Raw genomic sequence first — 14,081 nt, forward strand, 5'->3', positions numbered from 1 at the left:
AAAAATTATTAGTGGATAGGTTGAATAAGGGAAGGTAATGAAAAAAACACTATTAATATTATCCAGTGCCGCATTTGTGCTTGCCGGTTGTCAAGATGAAGCGCCTAGCGAGCCGATGGCGAACGCTCCCGCAGAAGCGACAGCACAGGTCACCGAAGGCATTCAAACCATACAATCCGCTGCGGACTCCTCGATTTCTTCCGCCGCAAGTACTCAGCTTCGCCCTGAAACTGAGCAAGCGGATGAGCCTCGACTCACTCACTCTGCTCGTAACTCATTGGATTGGGAAGGGGTATACATGGGGACCATGCCATGCGCCGATTGCTCAGGTATTGCCACCTCATTAACACTTAACTTTGATGGTACTTACTCCTATGACCAAGTTTACCTTGGCAAAGGCGAAGAAGGTCAGTACAAATCGACTGGGGAGTTTGTGTGGAACAGTAAAGGCGATACGATCACCTTGTCTGAGGAAGATGACTCACAGCAGTTCTTTGTCGATGAAAATGTGCTGATGATGTTGGATGTTGACGGCAACAAAGTCGAAGGTGAAATGGCTGACAATTACACCTTAGTACAGCAAGAGTAACGGCGTTATCACGCTTAATACCCCCCAAATAAAAAGTGACCAAACGGTCACTTTTTTCATTGAGAGCTTAATTATTGTCCAAGTTTACACTGTAAAACGGTTCACGAGTTCGTAAAGCTCATTTGCTCGGCTATTAAGATTCTGGCTGCCCGTTCTATTCTCATTGGCGAGATGAGCCGACTGAGTGCTTTGATCTGAAATGACCACGATGCGTTCGGAGATCTCCTGTCCAACTAGGCTCTGTTGTTCTGTTGCGGTTGCTATCAAAGCGTTCATATCCATAATGGTCGCAATAGAATGCTGTATTTTCACTAATGCTTCAGCCGCCGCGTTGGCTTCATTGACAGTATCGGCACTGCGACTCTGACTGCTTTCCATCGCTCTAACGGCATCATCAGAGGCAGATTTTAACTGCTGAATCATCTTGTGGATCTCGCCGGTACTCTCTTGAGTGCGACTGGCGAGCTTACGTACTTCATCGGCCACCACGGCAAATCCGCGTCCTTGTTCGCCAGCACGGGCGGCTTCAATTGCCGCGTTCAACGCCAGAAGATTTGTTTGCTCGGCAATATCTTGGATGACTTCCAGCGAAGAAGAGATATTTTGCACGTCACCTTCGAGGCGAGAGATCACTTGAGTTGCATGGTGGACTTCATCAGCCAAACTACTGACGGAAGTTGCCGCAGCATTGACGATTTGCTGCACCTCTAAAGCGTTGTTGTCCGCCTCTTTGGCTGAATCGGCCGCTTGGCTGGCGTTGCTTGAAATCTCTTGAGCGGTGGTGGTCATCTCCGTCATTGCAGTCGCGACTTGTTCGGTTTCTTCGCGTTGCCCCGTCGCGAGCTCATCGACTTGAGCGGCACGAGAGGACATGCTGGTGGTTTCAGATACCACTTGTTGACCCACGTCGCTGACGTTGCGAATGATGTTTTGCAAGCTTTCGACAAACGCATTGAAGTTAGTGCTTAAACGGGCATATTCCGGTGCTTTAAATGTTTCCATTCGTGCAGTTAGATCGGCATCCCCATTGGCAAAGGATTGAATAGATTGATCAAACTGTTCTAACGGTTTCATGATTGAGCGGTTGATAGCGATTGCCGCAATAGCGACCACGGCAGAAATCCCCAAGCTGAAAAGGACGATTAAATACAGAGTGTTTTCTAGTGCTTGGTTAGCGTTGGTGTTCATGTTGGCGAGCACGGCATCAATATCATCGGTGTAGAAGCCGGTTCCCATCATAAGATCCCACTCGGGAATGTAGATAGAATAACTGAGTTTTGGTAGCGCGACTGTTTCGCCTAGCTTAGGAAAGTAATAGGTGGTGAAACTATCTGTTTTAGCATTCTTTAACAGATCTTGAATGATGTAGTTGCCTTGTTTGTCTTGCAAGTTGATAAAATTTTCACCAATGCCTTTGGTGCTATTACCATTAAACAGACGAACACCTTGAGAGTTATAACCAAAAATATAGCCGGTTTTGCCATACTCAAGTTGGCGTAATGTCGGGATCGCTTCTTCAAGTGTCGCTCCGCGATCCAAAAAAGGTTGCACGGCGGATTTCGCCATTTGCACGTACGTTTTCAACTCACCTCTTTTTTGATTCATCATCGTCTCACTAGTGGCTGTCACTTGCTGTGCGGTGAGACTGGTCATTTTGACATATGCGACGCCCATGACACCAAGTGCAATGAGCAACAAGGGGACAAAAGACATCAAGTAAAGGCGTGTTTTTATTGTTAGATTCATAGAGATTTCCTGCACTAATTACTTTATTGCGTACAACTTACAACCAAATGTTTTGCTGGTTTTTAAATTATGTTAACAACTTTGTCGGCAGATATCTGTGAAGCTTAAGGGATTAGTTTTTATTTATTGATGAAAAAGAACCAGTCGCAGATTGGGTTTCTGCGACTTTTTAATGAATTATTTTGTCTTATCAATAAGTTGGGTTGTTAAAAATATGTTTTTGAGTGGTTTTTCAGATAAGTGTGCCAATTACTATTAATTGTTTGATAGTGGGAAATGCAAAAGTCTTTTCTGTCAGCCAGTGATTCCTTGCCTATTTCATCAAGTAAGTTGCTATGTTTTTCTGGGTCGCTGCCATAGATTAAGCATAAGGTAGAGAAATAGCGTTGTAGATCGAAACTATGTTCATCGATGTACTCATCGACGGCGTAATAGTCCGGTCTGTCTTGTGATTCGAAAGCAAACATATCGGCGGCACTAATCGCTGCATTATCGCCATCTTCGACATACTCTAGCATCATCACTACAGCAAAGTTATCAACCGCATCTTCTTCTTTTCCGAGTACTGGAATTGATTGATCTTCTATATAGGCGTGCCCAGCTTCATGGAGCAGCGTGTGTAGTATGGTATCAATAGCGCCAAGTTCTGGGGCGCGATCATACTTTTCCTGATAGTCGTTCTTGGTAAAATAATCCAATGCTTCGCTGTAGAAGTGGTAAGGCATCATCATGGTATGGTTTGCTGGATCATACAGAGGGCCATCTTCACCGCCATAACTTACGGTCAGGGGAGTTTTAAAGGGGAAATATTGCTCTGATAACTCAACCAGGAGTAAGTTGACTTCGCTATCAATGATGGCTTGCTTGGCCTGTTGTTCCTGCTTTGACGTTGGTTCTGTGTAGACGATTTCTACCGAAGCACTTGCCGCAGAAATTCCCAACAGACTCCAAGCAATAGCACTTTGAGCTGCTCGTGTTAAAGTTTTAACCATCACAATACCTTTTCTTTTCTAACTACTTACAAAACTATAAATCCTTGCGGTTATGCTTGCTAGTCTAAATAGGCTATTATGGGGGAAAACTTCGCTGCCGAGATCACGATTATCATTAGGGCTCGGCATCTGAGTGTGGTAAACTCGCCGCCCTTTATTATTCGAGAGAGACTATTCGCCATGAGCCTAAAGCAGGACCTTCAGAAACTTCATAACCGTCTTGATAGCGCGCAGCGTAAATTAGATGCAGCGAAAACGCGCAACGATCAGCCTATGATCACTAAGTTCACGGATGAAGTTGAGGATCTGTCAAAAAAAGTGAATTCGCTACGTGGTAAGCAAGATTATGACTTGAACAAAGAACGTAAGAGCTTGCTGGACATGCCGTTCTCTCGTGAAATTACCAAAGCTGAACAGGCGGATCTTGGTAAACTGAAAAAATCTGTGCGCGGTCTTGTGATTGTTCACCCAATGACCAAAATGGGTAAACAACTGCGTTTGGATGTTATGACTGGTTTTGCCCCGAAGAAGTTCTAATCTCTTTCCTTTAGCAAAGTGGTGGGCACGCCGCTTTGCTCGCTACAACGATCTACCGACTTCATTCTACTCTAATCTGGGTTGATTGTTGTGTACTGCTTTGGTGATGTGCATAGCATCACGACGTTTATGTACATCTAATTTCTTAAATATCTTATAGACATGCGATTTAACCGTGCTCTCTGACAGATAAAGAGAGTTGGCTATCTGTTTGTTCGATTTACCTGACGCAACGTGATCGAGTATTTGACGTTCTCTCGTGGTGAGGTTTTTGTATAGCTGACAGCGAGTCAGGTTTGGGTTTCGACGCAGCATCACCAAACTTTCTAGACATTTTCTTGGTAACCATAACCCTCCATTCAACACATACCCAACGCTTTTGTGTAAATGATCGATCGGCGCGCAACTGAGTAGAATACCTCTAAGAGATTGCCAATAGATGATGTCACACTGCATTGATTCACTTGGCATGTTGTAAATCAAGATATCGAGTTTAAGTAAGTCAAAGTTCGGCAAGGTATTGTTCGCGATCATAAACTGCAACTGCTCGAAATCGATTAAGATGAGGTTGACTGTATGCTGAGATGCGATGTCGTTGAGTTGGTCTGCCGTGACAATATCGAGCTTTATATCGAGTTGCTCGGTTAGTTGCTGTTCCATCAAACTGGTCTGTAACGATTTTTCAGACAAAATCACCACATGCTTAGTAGCCATATCCACTGCCTCCGAGGGAGTCTTGTTTTACTTTACTCGCCTCAAACGTGACGTGATATGCGCTCGAGACACGTAAAGTATATTCAAGAAATCAGCATTGGTTTGCCATTTCATAAAATTTACTTATTTAATTATCAATAAAGTTTAGTCATTTCGTTTATGTCTGCGCAGACCTTGCTCAGTAAGCGTTCATCATCTTTTTACTAACGTACTGACCCGTGGCTGTTTTTCTATTTTGGCCGCTAGGAGCGATTTTTCTACTTAGTGAAAAGTAGGTTTTAGGAGGCATAAGTATGATGTAACTTATCAGTCGAATCCTCCGCTTATCTTCATACTTTACTCAACCATCTGATTTTTTGTATTGCTAACTGCATGTTTCTTCTCAACATGCATATTCAACCCTTTTCTCCTAAATGCGCTGATCATTCCCAGCGTGTTTTGTTGTCTCAAATTTAAGACTTGTCAGGTGAGATGCCTACCTATACTCGTGTTGCTCAAGGGCATAAACCAACAATTCAGACATGGATACACAACGGAGTGAAGGTTATGAATCTTAAAAAAACTGGCGTAGCAATCGCAATGGCAGCAATGATGATGAGTGGTGCAGTTCTCGCTGGCGGCGGCGGCGGTGGCGGCGGCCCTCAACCAAATAATATTGATATGCTAAGCCATAATGGTAACGGTCCAGGTAATGACAATAACCATGTATCAACCAACAATGGTAATGATGATAATGATATCGATACCAACAATGGTAATGACGATAACACTTATACATCAAACAATGGTCATGACAACAATGACAACAATAATAATGGTGCAGGGGACGACCATAACTCCTACACCAAAACGTACACCAAAGGCGGCGGTGACGACAACAACAAAGAGTGGAATGACAGTGCCAACGTAGGCAATGGTGATGACAATAACAAGGAGTGGAATGACAGCGCCAATGTGGGTAATGGCGATGACAACAATAAAGAGTGGCATAACAGTGCCAACACCACGATGACAACGACAACCACTAAGCATGAGTTGAACTTTGAAGTGGACATGGTTGTGGCGAAATCTGACTTAGATGGTCACATTACCAATACCAGTGTTGAGTATGGTGAAGCTGCGGGTATGACTCGCTACAGAGGTTGTAGCAAGTGTGCAGGCGCTGGTGTAGAGGTTCGTAATTCGAACAATATGACTGGCTTTAACAATGCAGCAGGTATTACTACTGTCGCTCAATCTGCTGGTGCAAACTCATTCGTTCAACAAGCTGTTGTGACTAACGCCACAGTACAAACTAAATAAGTCTGGAGAATGTCATGCGCTTAGCACTACTAGCAATAAGCAGTATGTTGGTTGTCAACGCTTATGCTGAAGATTTGGTGCTGGCAGACGACTTAGAACTATCCATGGATACCATGGATAGTTCTCGAGGCGGACAGTATGTTCTAGATGTTGATGAGTACAACATTGATATTGATAGTATTTCAGCTTCATCAGATGTGAATGGTTATAGCCACGGTAATGTTGCTACCAACACGGTTAATGGCAGCAACTTTATCGGTGCCGGCGCGTTGGAATCGGCGTCCGGTGTAACCAATGTTATTCAAAACACGGGTAACAATGTACTGATCCAAAACTCAACAGTCGTCAACCTGACACTGAAATGATATGGTTTTTTGGCGAATCTTAACCTTAGGGATGCTGATCGTTTCAGCATCCTCCTATGCATTAAGTTACTTCCCTAACCGGGGAGTATTTAATGTGCCAGTGAAAAGCTACAAAGAAGTACTGTTTGGTGATGTAATTCGTCAAGAGTATGACTTTAGCTGTGGGTCGGCAGCGGTAGCATCGTTACTGACTTATCACTACGGCCATCCGGTTAATGAAGAGACGATTTTCCAAGTAATGTTCGAACAAGGTGATCAAGGTAAGATCAGAAAAAGCGGTTTCTCGCTGCTCGACATGCGAAACTATTTGGAAACGAAAGGCTTTAAAGCGGATGGTTTTAAAGTACCACTGAGTAAGATGCAGGAGCTTGGTGTTCCGGGTATTACGTTAGTCAACTTTGATGGTTACATGCATTTTGTTGTAATCAAAGGGATGAACAACCACTCGGTTATATTGGGCGACCCGTCAAGGGGCACCATTCAAATGAAGTACGCCGATTTTGAGCGGTATTACTCAGGCATAGTGTTATTGATTCGCAACCATGTCGACATTGCCAGAAACAGCTATATCTCAGACGACAACTACTCACTATATGCACCCGCTCCGGTTGATTCAGGTGTCTCTCGGAATTCACTGGGTGTATTTAGTATTACGCTACCCGAAAGTGGGGAGTATTAGCAATGTTTAGAAAATTAGGGTTGATAAGCGCAGTATGCGTCTGCTTAAGTGCACCTGTAGCGGCATCTTATCAACTGGAACATCTTGAGCCCCTTGATCATCAAGAGTTAGCAAGTTATCGAGGTGGTTTTCTAGGTGACGACTTTTTGATCAACATAGGGTTGGATATTGCAACATCAATCAATGGTGAAAGATTGTTCAACAATCGAATCGCCAATTTGTTCTTCCAGAATGGACGTTTGGTTGCAAGCCAACCTGAAGTTGTTCCGACAACAACCGTGGTTCAGGTCGGAAGTGGTAACACTACTTCATTAATCCCTAGCGTTGAGCCGTCAGTAGTTGCTCCAACGCCTGAACCTGCAACACCTGCTAACACGGCTTCTGTACCCGTGGAGACCACTCCGGCTGTGGAACCGCCACAAATCACAGTGAGCCAAATTAGTGCACCATTGCCTAGTATCACGCAATCAGCAATCAATCGCGTTATTCAAAACTCGTTGGATGACACTGTGATTGGTTTTGAAACTGCAATTAATATTGATGCTCAAGTGAACGGTGCGCTCAGACGATTGGAGCGTAGCAACAAGATACAACAATCGCTCCAGTTCAATTTTAACTAGTTTTATTCTTACTACGAAAAATGCCAGCAACGTATTGCTGGCATTTTGCTGTGTTCGTAGAAAAGTTAGAACGTAAAAGGAATACGAACATTGAGTTGGAAGTCTGGCGTATCTTCGGTTAACCCTGCTTGAGCGCTGATATTGATTGATGTTGTACGAGAGAGTGCGTAGTTGATACCGAAGGTTAATGAGTCAAGCTGCAACAGTTTTGCTTCGTCATCTTTCTGACCGTTAACTTCACTTTCCAAAATGGTTTGGTGGCTCAAACCGATGGATAGCGATAAATCTCGGTTGATTGCAAACCCCAAACCAGCGCCAAGAGAAATGGTGTCACCTAGGTCGATTTCGGCACTTTGACCGCTAATATCGAAGGTCTCTTTAAAGTTATAGATATATGACACGCTGGCAAAAAGCACGGCTGGGTCGGTAGGGTAGATCATTGAAATGCCCGGTTCGATGCTCCAAAAGCCCGAGCCTGTAGGCGCATCTTCTAATACATTGGTGGTTGGGTCTGTATCGATTTCATATGGGGATTTACCCGTGTTTGATTTGACGCGCAAGCTGCCCACCCAATAAGGACTGGTGTCGAAGTTAAACTGGTGCCGAATCGCAAACTCGATATCACCCAACCCTCCGCCATCGATATCTCTGTTAATGGTCTCGTCTGAAGCACCTTCGCTGATAGGGCGAGCAGAGATTTGGTCATTGCGGTAGACATACGGCATGCGAATTTCTAGTTCAGTCGCGTTGGTCAGGCCGTAGCGCCCGGTTAAACCGGCAGTGAGTGTGGTTCTATCTGAGTCACTCACTTCAATAAGACCAATCACCAATGCCGGTAAGACACTGTATCCCACCACACTGACTCGATTTGAGGAGTTCTGCGTATAATTAAGTGAGGCTTCGATACCAAACTGCCCTTTTGGAGTTAATACGCCAGGTCTGTCAATCACATCCGCGACGGTTTGCGCCCGTTTAGCATCTGTCGCAGGGTCATCAGCGAAGACTGATGGTGCCAGCAACAGGAGAGGAAGAGAATAGAGTAGAGGTTTTGCCATTTTGTTCGTCCCTTTTTTGTTTTGGCCCTCCTTTTAATTAGTTCAGTAACGTGACTCTTGCCACTATTGATTTATGTATTATTTACATCTTTGCATATGCTCATTGGTTCTTATTGGCGGGTTGTTGTTGATAAAAAAGAATATTACTTCTGTTACTCAATAAAGTGACGAGGAGAAATGATGAGGCTCTTGGGGATTTTAAAACTTTGTCTTATTTTTGAGACATTGTTTTGCACGGATACGCCAACAAAAAAAGAGCCATAGAGGCTCTTTTTAAAACGGTGTTTACTGGGTGTGATTAACCCATAAACCAAGAGACAAAAATGAGTGCTCCAAACATAAAGGTCGCGACAAGTGCTGCTTGACCACCACCCACGGTATAGGTTTGCTCACGGCCCACTTGAGGGAAATCTGGCTTGCGTACTTTGACCGCCATCGCCAATGGCCCCCAAATCGCTAAGAAGACCAATACCATGCCCGCATAGTCCAACATGCTAATAAATTGGTTTGCAAACAGTGTTGCGAGTACCAATGGAAGGATAAAAGTCAGCGCATAGGCGATAAGTGGATTTTTCGAAATCGCATCTTTGTTTTGATCATAAAGCGCCATAGAGACACCGAGATAAGAAGTAATCAATGCTAACGCAGAGAAAATAGCCACCACACTTTTGAGCAGATCAGTTTCGCCGTCGAACGCTGCAATAAGCTGAGAGATATTTTCGAATTTACTGACTGCCTCAACCCCTAAGTTACCAATTACCGCGAATAGCCAAGTCAAATAGCAAACAAGAGGAATAACACAGCCCAGCAGTACCATATTGCGGATCTGGGCGATTGACGCATCTTGGTTGTAGCTGACTAGTGAAGGGATAACGATAATGGCAGCAAAGCTGGTAAAGATAACCGCACTGTATTGGACAACATCATTCACGGAAAAACCGCTCTCTTGGCTCAAGTTCGCCAGTTCGATGTTGTTCATTAGTGAGAAGATAACCACAAACAGCATGGCAATCATCAAGATAAATAGACCACGGTTAAGCTTATCAATGTAAGCCTTACCAGCGACAACCACGAGACCCATCACCAAACTAAAAATGGTGTAACCCACAACAGGAGAGAGGTCGACACCCACTTCTAACAACATGCTGTGGAGTAAATCACCGATACCAATGGTGTAGGCGATCATCAAACAGGCCAGTAATAGGTAAAAAAGGATATTGGTAAAATGCATCCCTTTACGGCCAAGAGTAAAGTAAGCCGTGCTGCTCATGCTGGTGCTTTGCTGTGTTTTGGTGCACGCTTCCGCTAATAGCAACGTTGCGTAAGTGGTGCCAATAAAGATCACGAACATCAAGCCTGCACTAACAAAAAAACCAAACTGCGCTAGCACCATTGGAATCGCCAACATACCTGCACCCAATGCGGTTCCCGCGAGAATGAGGGAACTACCAAACAACTTCATGTTCAAAAGAAAAGACCCTTACTGAAAATAATTTCAGAACAATGTGTAAATTTTATTTGCCAAGACTAGCAAAAAATACTCAAAACTACGCATAAAATATTTTAATCTTTCGGAATACTTTTTCTAATAGAAGGGTAAATAAAAGAGATCTCGATCGAATTTAACTCGTGAAAGATAGATTTATTTGTCAGCAGAAAGGAGGTTGCTGCAACAAGGAGGCGGTTTGATGACTGATGAAATCAAGAGGATAAACGATGACATAAGTCGTGAAATAACAGAATGATATATCTCAGCTTTAAAGTCGATTAACTTTGTTATTTAACAAATATTTAAACCATAGCTATTGCCTATTGCATTGATAATTACAATTGTTTTTGAAGATGGACGCGAGAGGCATATTCTTCTAATCAGAAATTCGGCGTTTGCCGAGCAATAAATACAACATTTCTGGAAGGAAGAAAACAATGAGTAAAAAACTCACTACTGCTGCTGGTTGCCCTGTTGCTCACAACCAAAATGTCATGACTGCTGGTCCGCGTGGTCCTCAATTACTTCAAGATGTCTGGTTTCTAGAAAAGCTTGCACACTTTGACCGTGAAGTGATCCCTGAGCGTCGTATGCATGCTAAAGGCTCTGGTGCTTATGGTACCTTTACTGTGACTCACGACATCACCAAGTACACTCGTGCAAAAATTTTCTCTGAAGTGGGTAAACAAACAGAGATGTTTGCTCGTTTCACTACTGTTGCGGGTGAGCGCGGCGCGGCAGATGCCGAACGCGATATCCGTGGTTTTGCACTTAAGTTCTATACCGAAGAGGGTAACTGGGACTTAGTGGGTAACAACACCCCCGTTTTCTTCCTACGCGATCCTTTAAAATTCCCAGATCTCAACCACGCTGTTAAGCGTGACCCACGCACTAACATGCGTAGCTCAACCAATAACTGGGACTTCTGGACATCGTTACCAGAGGCCTTCCATCAGGTCACGATTGTGATGAGTGACCGAGGTATTCCTGCGTCATACCGTCATATGCATGGTTTTGGTAGCCACACTTTTAGCTTTATTAACGCAGAAAACGAGCGCTACTGGGTTAAATTCCACTTTAAAACTCAGCAAGGCATCAAAAACCTCACTGATCAAGAAGCTGAATCGGTAGTGGGTAAAGATCGCGAAAGTCATCAACGTGACCTTTATGAAGCGATTGAGCGTCAAGACTTCCCTAAATGGAAAATGTACGTACAGATCATGCCGGAACTTGAAGCGGATGAAGTGAGCTTTAACCCATTCGACTTAACCAAAGTGTGGTCACAAAAAGACTACCCACTAATTCCAGTTGGTGAGTTTGAGCTTAACCGCAACCCTGAAAACTTCTATGCAGAAGTTGAGCAGTCAGCCTTCAACCCAGCAGCAGTCGTTCCGGGTGTTGGTTTTTCACCAGATAAGATGCTGCAAGGCCGTCTGTTTGCTTATGGTGACGCACAACGTTACCGTTTGGGTGTTAACCATCACCAAATCCCAGTGAACGCACCACGTTGTCCAGTTCACAGCTACCACCGTGATGGTGCAATGCGAGTGGATAGTAACTATGGTTCAACCATCGGTTATGAACCAAACTTTAAGCAAGAGTGGGCTGAGCAACCGGATTATTCAGAGCCGCCTCTACGCATCAACGGCAATGCTGATCATTACGACCACCGTGTGGATGAGGATTACTTTAGCCAAGCAGGCGATCTATTCCGTCTTATGAGCGAAGAGCAACGTCAAATGTTGTTTGATAATACTGCCCGCGCAATGGATGGTGTGCCAGAGTTTATTAAACAGCGTCACGTCAATCATGCTTATCAAGCCGATGAAGCTTATGGTCGCGGTTTGGAACTGGCACTTGGTTTAAAATAACCCGCTAGCTTTAATCACTAACTTATTGAAAAGGCGCTTAATGCGCCTTTTTTGTTGCCCAATAACTCCTTTCCTCTCTCCGCTTTTTAACACCTATCTCTTTGAGCATTCGCTCATAATTAATGAGCGTTTTATTGATTGTTCAATCACATTGCTGAAATATCGCTCGAAAACTGCCAATCAATTGTGATCTCAATCGCTAATGCGGTGATTTTTTGACCGTATATTGCCTCAAAACGCTGCGCAGAAATTATCCACATATCAGACGAATATTGAGAGGCAATATGAGTTGGACAAAAGAGATTCTGAATACGGAAAAACCGATCATTGCGATGTGCCACATACGTGCATTACCGGGTGATCCTGGATATGACCATGCTGCTGGAATGCAGTGGGTGTTGCAAAAAGCACGTGAAGATTTCTTAGCTTTGCAAGAAGGTGGCGTTGACGCGGTGATGTTCTCAAACGAGTTCTCCCTGCCTTATCTAACCAAAGTAAAAACAGAAACCGTTGCGGCAATGGCACGCATTATCGGTGAACTGATGCCAGAAATCGAAATTCCATTTGGCGTGAATGTGTTGTGGGATCCTGTCGCGTCAATGGATCTCGCCCAAGCGACGGGTGCGAAGTTTGTGCGTGAAATTTTTACCGGTGTATATGCCAGTGACTTTGGTGTGTGGGACACCAATTGTGGTGAAACCATCCGTCATCAACACCGAATTGGCGCTAAAGATGTAAAAAGCCTATTCAATATTGTCCCTGAAGCTGCTCAGTATTTGGCGCATCGAGAGATCGAAAGTATCGCCAAAACCACGGTGTTTAACTGTAAGCCGGATGCAGTCTGTGTTTCGGGGATGACCGCAGGTGAAGCAACCGACAGCAACATCCTTTCACGAGTTAAACAAGCTATTCCAAATACATTAGTGTTTGCTAATACGGGGGTAAGAATCAATACCGTTGAAGAGCAATTGGGTATCGCTGATGGTGCTGTGGTTGGGACTACATTCAAACAAGATGGGGACTTCAACAAGTATGTTGAGCTCGCTCGAGTGAAAGAGTTTATGCAGGAAGTGAAGCGTATTCGCTAGGCGAGCGCTCACACAAATTAGATTTATTAGGGAGTATTAGGATGAAAAAGTTAACGCTACTGACAATCGTATCCGCCACAGTTTTTGGTGCTTTATCTGTCCCTGTTCATGCCCAAGAGATGGAATTTGTCACTGTACCTAAAGCGGTAGGTCTCAACTGGTTTAACCGCATGGAAGAAGGGGTAGTGAAATTTGGAGAAGACAACCCAACCATCACCTCTTTTCAACAAGGTCCATCTAAGTTTGACGCTGCGTTGCAGGTTCAGGTGATTGAAGACTTAATTGCTCGAAAAGTTGATGCGCTAAATGTGGTGCCTTTTCAGGCGGACTCATTAGAGCCAGTACTGAAAAAAGCACGTGAAAAAGGGATAGTGGTTGTTTCTCACGAAGCCAGCGATTTGACCAACATCGACTATGACGTGGAGGCATTTGATAACCAAGCCTACGGCCGATTTTTGATGGATCTTCTTGCTCAAGGCATGCAAGAAGAAGGGCAATATGCAGTGTTTGTCGGCAGTTTAACTTCTACCACTCATATGACTTGGGTAAATGCTGCGATTGAATATCAAAAAGAGCGTTATCCGAAGATGGAAATGGTGGGAGGTATTAATGAGAGTGCCGATGATATTAAGAACTCCTATGCAAAAACTCGTGAGCTTATGCGCACCTACCCTAACTTAAAAGGTATTCAAGGTTCATCAGCGTTAGACGTGGTTGGGGCAGGGCAAGCGATTGAAGAGTCGGGCTTAGAAGACAAAATCACGGTTGTGGGTACCAGTATCGTCTCTTACTCGGCGGACTTACTAGAAACGGGCGCTGTTGACGTTATCACTGGTTGGGATCCTGCAATGGCAGCCTATGCCATGAACAGTGTGTCAAAAATGCTGCTTGAAGGTAAAACGATTACTGATGGGATGGATCTTGGCGTTGAAGGCTACAACAACATCAAGTTGGACGGCAAAGTTATCTATGGATCTGCATGGATCAAGATAACGAAAGAGAATATGTCAGACTATAACTTCTAAGGAGTTTAG

General features: G+C 44.1%; 14 protein-coding genes. 9 read left to right on the plus strand and 5 right to left on the minus strand.

Translation table 11 applies throughout. The features are described 5' to 3' along the window. Window positions 1-37 precede the first annotated feature (37 nt). Entirely contained in the window at window positions 38-589 is a 552-nt protein-coding gene (locus tag GZK95_RS15015; protein WP_151148835.1) for a copper resistance protein NlpE, read from the plus strand. A gap of 84 nt (window positions 590-673) precedes the next feature. Here GZK95_RS15015 and GZK95_RS15020 read toward each other — a convergent pair whose 3' ends face one another. Together GZK95_RS15020 and GZK95_RS15025 are read right to left on the minus strand one after the other, a co-directional pair. After that, on the minus strand, window positions 674-2,335 hold the full coding sequence (locus GZK95_RS15020) for a methyl-accepting chemotaxis protein (RefSeq protein WP_075705791.1): 1,662 nt from the start codon (window positions 2,333-2,335) through the stop codon (window positions 674-676). 206 nt (window positions 2,336-2,541) lie between these two features. After that, window positions 2,542-3,327, minus strand: coding sequence for a DUF4344 domain-containing metallopeptidase (locus GZK95_RS15025; RefSeq protein WP_075713905.1), 786 nt, complete (start codon window positions 3,325-3,327; stop codon window positions 2,542-2,544). Between the two features lie 180 nt (window positions 3,328-3,507). On the opposite strand from GZK95_RS15025, the gene GZK95_RS15030 reads away from it, so the two are divergent. Then, window positions 3,508-3,864 (plus strand): YibL family ribosome-associated protein, encoded by a 357-nt coding sequence (locus tag GZK95_RS15030; protein WP_075705793.1) that lies wholly within the window; start codon window positions 3,508-3,510, stop codon window positions 3,862-3,864. Window positions 3,865-3,930: 66 nt separating this feature from the next. On the opposite strand, the gene GZK95_RS15035 is transcribed toward GZK95_RS15030, so the two are convergent. Further along, complete coding sequence (locus GZK95_RS15035; protein WP_075713903.1) at window positions 3,931-4,578, minus strand: helix-turn-helix transcriptional regulator; 648 nt, start codon at window positions 4,576-4,578, stop codon at window positions 3,931-3,933. Window positions 4,579-5,124: 546 nt separating this feature from the next. Between GZK95_RS15035 and GZK95_RS15040 the strand changes: the two genes are divergently transcribed. The 4 genes from GZK95_RS15040 to GZK95_RS15055 are packed head-to-tail and all read left to right on the plus strand — an operon-like array spanning window position 5,125 to window position 7,544. After that, on the plus strand, window positions 5,125-5,880 hold the full coding sequence (locus GZK95_RS15040) for a hypothetical protein (protein ID WP_075714127.1): 756 nt from the start codon (window positions 5,125-5,127) through the stop codon (window positions 5,878-5,880). A gap of 14 nt (window positions 5,881-5,894) precedes the next feature. Beyond that, the gene (locus tag GZK95_RS15045) at window positions 5,895-6,245 is read left to right on the plus strand and encodes a carbon storage regulator (protein ID WP_075705796.1); all 351 of its coding nucleotides are present in this window, start codon (window positions 5,895-5,897) and stop codon (window positions 6,243-6,245) included. 1 nt (window position 6,246) lies between these two features. Beyond that, window positions 6,247-6,924 carry a C39 family peptidase gene (locus GZK95_RS15050; RefSeq protein ID WP_225623966.1) on the plus strand — a complete coding sequence of 226 codons (678 nt, stop codon included), beginning with the start codon at window positions 6,247-6,249 and terminating at the stop codon, window positions 6,922-6,924. A gap of 2 nt (window positions 6,925-6,926) precedes the next feature. After that, window positions 6,927-7,544, plus strand: a complete 618-nt coding sequence (locus GZK95_RS15055) for a hypothetical protein (protein ID WP_075714129.1) — start codon at window positions 6,927-6,929, stop codon at window positions 7,542-7,544. Between the two features lie 65 nt (window positions 7,545-7,609). On the opposite strand, the gene GZK95_RS15060 is transcribed toward GZK95_RS15055, so the two are convergent. Together GZK95_RS15060 and GZK95_RS15065 are read right to left on the minus strand one after the other, a co-directional pair. Continuing rightward, window positions 7,610-8,599, minus strand: a complete 990-nt coding sequence (locus GZK95_RS15060; protein WP_075705798.1) for a transporter — start codon at window positions 8,597-8,599, stop codon at window positions 7,610-7,612. Window positions 8,600-8,897: 298 nt separating this feature from the next. Further along, the gene (locus GZK95_RS15065; protein WP_075705799.1) at window positions 8,898-10,061 is read right to left on the minus strand and encodes an amino acid permease; all 1,164 of its coding nucleotides are present in this window, start codon (window positions 10,059-10,061) and stop codon (window positions 8,898-8,900) included. Window positions 10,062-10,525: 464 nt separating this feature from the next. On the opposite strand from GZK95_RS15065, the gene GZK95_RS15070 reads away from it, so the two are divergent. The 3 genes from GZK95_RS15070 (at window position 10,526) to GZK95_RS15080 (ending at window position 14,072) form a co-directional block, all read left to right on the plus strand. Then, window positions 10,526-11,959, plus strand: coding sequence for a catalase (locus GZK95_RS15070; RefSeq protein ID WP_151148836.1), 1,434 nt, complete (start codon window positions 10,526-10,528; stop codon window positions 11,957-11,959). Window positions 11,960-12,243: 284 nt separating this feature from the next. Next, the gene (locus tag GZK95_RS15075) at window positions 12,244-13,047 is read left to right on the plus strand and encodes a BtpA/SgcQ family protein (RefSeq protein WP_075705801.1); all 804 of its coding nucleotides are present in this window, start codon (window positions 12,244-12,246) and stop codon (window positions 13,045-13,047) included. A gap of 41 nt (window positions 13,048-13,088) precedes the next feature. Continuing rightward, the gene (locus GZK95_RS15080) at window positions 13,089-14,072 is read left to right on the plus strand and encodes an autoinducer 2 ABC transporter substrate-binding protein (RefSeq protein ID WP_075705802.1); all 984 of its coding nucleotides are present in this window, start codon (window positions 13,089-13,091) and stop codon (window positions 14,070-14,072) included. Window positions 14,073-14,081: the final 9 nt, after the last annotated feature.

The organism is Vibrio panuliri (assembly GCF_009938205.1).
GTDB lineage: Bacteria > Pseudomonadota > Gammaproteobacteria > Enterobacterales > Vibrionaceae > Vibrio > Vibrio panuliri.

Bases quoted from the DNA above. Each gene is read 5' to 3' on its own strand.
- GZK95_RS15015 (WP_151148835.1), top strand. From the start codon at position 38: ATGAAAAAAACACTATTAATATTATCCAGTGCCGCATTTGTGCTTGCC.
- GZK95_RS15070 (WP_151148836.1), top strand. From the start codon at position 10,526: ATGAGTAAAAAACTCACTACTGCTGCTGGTTGCCCTGTTGCTCACAAC.
- GZK95_RS15075 (WP_075705801.1), top strand. From the start codon at position 12,244: ATGAGTTGGACAAAAGAGATTCTGAATACGGAAAAACCGATCATTGCG.
- GZK95_RS15040 (WP_075714127.1), top strand. From the start codon at position 5,125: ATGAATCTTAAAAAAACTGGCGTAGCAATCGCAATGGCAGCAATGATG.
- GZK95_RS15060 (WP_075705798.1), bottom strand. From the start codon at position 8,599: ATGGCAAAACCTCTACTCTATTCTCTTCCTCTCCTGTTGCTGGCACCA.
- GZK95_RS15030 (WP_075705793.1), top strand. From the start codon at position 3,508: ATGAGCCTAAAGCAGGACCTTCAGAAACTTCATAACCGTCTTGATAGC.
- GZK95_RS15055 (WP_075714129.1), top strand. From the start codon at position 6,927: ATGTTTAGAAAATTAGGGTTGATAAGCGCAGTATGCGTCTGCTTAAGT.
- GZK95_RS15050 (WP_225623966.1), top strand. From the start codon at position 6,247: ATGGTTTTTTGGCGAATCTTAACCTTAGGGATGCTGATCGTTTCAGCA.
- GZK95_RS15065 (WP_075705799.1), bottom strand. From the start codon at position 10,061: ATGAAGTTGTTTGGTAGTTCCCTCATTCTCGCGGGAACCGCATTGGGT.
- GZK95_RS15020 (WP_075705791.1), bottom strand. From the start codon at position 2,335: ATGAATCTAACAATAAAAACACGCCTTTACTTGATGTCTTTTGTCCCC.
- GZK95_RS15035 (WP_075713903.1), bottom strand. From the start codon at position 4,578: ATGGCTACTAAGCATGTGGTGATTTTGTCTGAAAAATCGTTACAGACC.
- GZK95_RS15025 (WP_075713905.1), bottom strand. From the start codon at position 3,327: ATGGTTAAAACTTTAACACGAGCAGCTCAAAGTGCTATTGCTTGGAGT.
- GZK95_RS15080 (WP_075705802.1), top strand. From the start codon at position 13,089: ATGAAAAAGTTAACGCTACTGACAATCGTATCCGCCACAGTTTTTGGT.
- GZK95_RS15045 (WP_075705796.1), top strand. From the start codon at position 5,895: ATGCGCTTAGCACTACTAGCAATAAGCAGTATGTTGGTTGTCAACGCT.